The following is a 3014-nucleotide window of genomic DNA, read 5'->3' on the forward strand; positions in this document are numbered from 1 at the left end:
ACGCTTGATAATTTATACGCGCACGGTAAAGAATGGTTTTTACAATCAGCGGTCAGCCAACCGTTAGAAAATAAAGACTTTCGTATTATCGTTGGCGGTGAGCGCTGTCAACAGCCGTATGATATGTCGGTATTTAATATCTCAGCGATGAGCTTTGGGAGTTTATCGGCCAATGCCATTATGGCATTAAACCAAGGCGCTAAATTGGGCGGCTTTACCCATGATACCGGCGAAGGTGCCATCAGCCCTTATCATCGTAAGTTTGGTGGCGATTTAATCTGGGAGCTGGGTACCGGTTATTTTGGTTGCCGTGATGAGCTTGGCAATTTTGACCCACAGTCCTTTGCCGAACAGGCAACCGATCCGCAAGTAAAAATGATTGAGATTAAACTCTCACAAGGCGCAAAACCAGGTCAAGGCGGCGTACTGCCAGCAGAAAAAATCACGCAAGAGATTGCTGATACGCGCCACGTGCCGATGGGTAAAGACTGCGTGTCGCCCTCGTCACACAGTGCTTTTAGCACACCGCGTGAGTTGGTGACTTTTTGGCAGCAGCTGCGTGATTTATCAGGCGGTAAACCGGTCGGCTTTAAGCTGTGTGTCGGTCAGCCGTGGCAGTTTATGGCGATTGTAAAAGCTATGATAGAGATGGAAAATTACCCTGACTTTATCATCATTGACGGCGCAGAAGGCGGTACAGGTGCAGCGCCCGTTGAATTTATGGACAACGTCGGTATGCCGATGGTTGAAGGCTTTATGCTTGTGCATAACACCTTAGTTGGTGCGGGTATTCGCGATAAGATTAAGCTTGGCGTTAGTGGTAAAATCGTCTCAGGCTTTGATATTGCGCGTATGATTGCGCTAGGCGCTGACTGGTGTAACTCGGCGCGCGGCTTTATGTTTGCCGTTGGTTGTATCCAATCGCGCTCATGTCATACCAATACTTGCCCGACTGGCGTTGCTACCCAAGATCCGTATCGCCAAAAAGCCCTTGATGTACCAAGTAAAGCTGAGCGCGTGGCAAGCTTTCATAAAAATACGCTTAAATCACTTGCCAGTATCGTTGGTGCGGTCGGTCTTCAGCATCCAAGCCAATTGCAGCCGTATCATATCGCCCGCCGTTTGGACGATGGTCAAATTAAGCTGTTATCGAAGTTTTTTTACTTTGCTGACCAAGGCGCCCTGCTTGAGCAAAATGCTCGCGCCGACGTCTTTAACCAAATGTGGGTGATGGCAAATCCTGATAGCTTCCTTGCCAATAACGATGCGCTGATTGCTTATAACAAAGACTCGCGTGATAAAGGTAAAGAAACCAATGCCCCAACCACCCAGCACCCAGATGATTCAGTAGATCTCATCGACGGTGGTTTATTAATTGGCAACGTCAATAATACTTTCCGCGAAATTCCGCCATTGGAAGATTAAGAATTATGGCGTTTTTTAGACCATCTAACGTTATCCTATAAAAAGATAAGTCATCGATGCCAAGTTCTATATTTAGGTTCCCTTACTCATTGTTGGCAGCAGCGCTGGTTGCATTAAGCATCAGCGCTTGCCAGCCGACAGATGATAATAACCATGACGCGATAAGTAGTGATGGCAAAAATTGGTCATGTCAGGCGCAAAACACGCCCTTTGCTTATAGCGTTTGCCGTATTGATGCAAAGGCACTGACCGACACGCGTTATTCATTACAGCTATTTTGGCAACAGAGCGATAGCAATGCTGATAACAACCAGCCGCTACTGACTTTTGATGCTTTATTGGCGGCGCTGCCCTCTAACCAAACCCTCAACTTTGCCATGAATGCTGGCATGTATAATGAAAATTATGCGCCGATTGGCTATACGGTTATCGAAGGTAGGGAGCGACGCGCATTAAATGTCAAAGAAGGTGGTGGCAACTTTCATCTGTTGCCCAACGGCGTCATGTGGTGGGATAAAGCTGGCAAAGTACAGATTACCGAAAGCAAAGCGCTAGACAGCCAGCTCAAAAATGGCGAGGCGCAGCCTTGGTATGCGACGCAATCGGGTCCTATGCTGGTCATCAATAATGAGATTCACCCGCAGTTTAAACCTGATAGCAGCTCGCTTAAGCTGCGTAATGGCGCAGGTGTTTGCAGTGATGGCAGCATACAATTTGTCAATAGCGAAACGCCGGTGAGCTTTTATCAATTTGCCGCGCTGTTTAAAGATGATTTAAACTGCCCAAATGCCTTATTTTTAGATGGCGGTATTGCTTCAGCACTCTATGCACCGAGCATTGATAAGCATGATAAAAAAGAGATGGGCGTGATAATGGGGCTCATAGAAACGAAAAATTAGAAACAAAGAATTAGCAAAGCAAGAGTAAAAACAGAAATTAGAAATGAAAAAATAGCCGCTATATTTTATAACGGCTATTTTTATGCGTGTTTACACAATAAATAAAGCCAATGATTCTTACAACTGTTCCTTAGCGCGCCAGATAATTGGTCATCTCTTCCACACCATGCAAGGTCATCGGATACATTTTATTATCGAAGAGCTTTTTAATCTCAACGATGGTTTGGGTATAATTCCAATACGCAGGATTTTCAGGATTGAGCCAAGCGACTTTATCAAAATGCGCCAGTACCCGTTTTAGCCAAACGATGCCCGCCTCATTATTCATATATTCGACACTACCGCCAACCGTCATCAGCTCATACGGCGACATCGACGCATCGCCGACAAATATCACCCGATATTCGCGACCATAGGTATTGAGCAGCTCGAAAGTCGGCATCGGCGCACTGTGGCGACGATTATTGTCTTTCCAAATATAATCATATAAGCAATTATGAAAGTAAAAAAACTCTAACGTTTTAAACTCATTTTTGGCCGCAGAAAATAATTTTTCTAATGCTTCGACGTGGATGTCCATACTACCCCCGACATCGAATAGCATCAGGACTTTGACGCGGTTGCGGCGCTCAGCTTGCATATGAATATCGAGCACACCTTTTTTGGCGGTACGCTTAATGGTTTCGTGAA

At 45.6% G+C, this 3014-nt stretch carries 2 protein-coding genes and 1 pseudogene; 2 read left to right on the top strand and 1 reads right to left on the bottom strand.

The window, feature by feature from the left end; all coding sequences use genetic code 11:
* Both V7D75_RS08450 and V7D75_RS08455 read left to right on the top strand, forming a co-directional pair.
* A partial coding sequence (locus tag V7D75_RS08450) for an FMN-binding glutamate synthase family protein (protein ID WP_333614211.1) occupies nucleotides 1-1425 on the top strand: 1425 nt, incomplete at its 5' end.
* 56 nt (nucleotides 1426-1481) lie between these two features.
* Nucleotides 1482-2324: a phosphodiester glycosidase family protein gene (locus V7D75_RS08455; RefSeq protein ID WP_333614212.1), complete on the top strand. Its 843-nt coding sequence runs from the start codon at nucleotides 1482-1484 to the stop codon at nucleotides 2322-2324.
* A gap of 130 nt (nucleotides 2325-2454) precedes the next feature.
* Here V7D75_RS08455 and V7D75_RS08460 read toward each other — a convergent pair.
* A pseudogene (locus V7D75_RS08460) lies at nucleotides 2455-3014 on the bottom strand (hypothetical protein); the annotation flags it as partial.

Source organism: Psychrobacter sp., from assembly GCF_036731945.1.
In the GTDB taxonomy this organism is placed as follows: Bacteria; Pseudomonadota; Gammaproteobacteria; order Pseudomonadales; family Moraxellaceae; genus Psychrobacter.

Coding starts and splice junctions, on each gene's coding strand:
- V7D75_RS08455 (WP_333614212.1), top strand. CDS start 1,482: ATGCCAAGTTCTATATTTAGGTTCCCTTACTCATTGTTGGCAGCAGCG.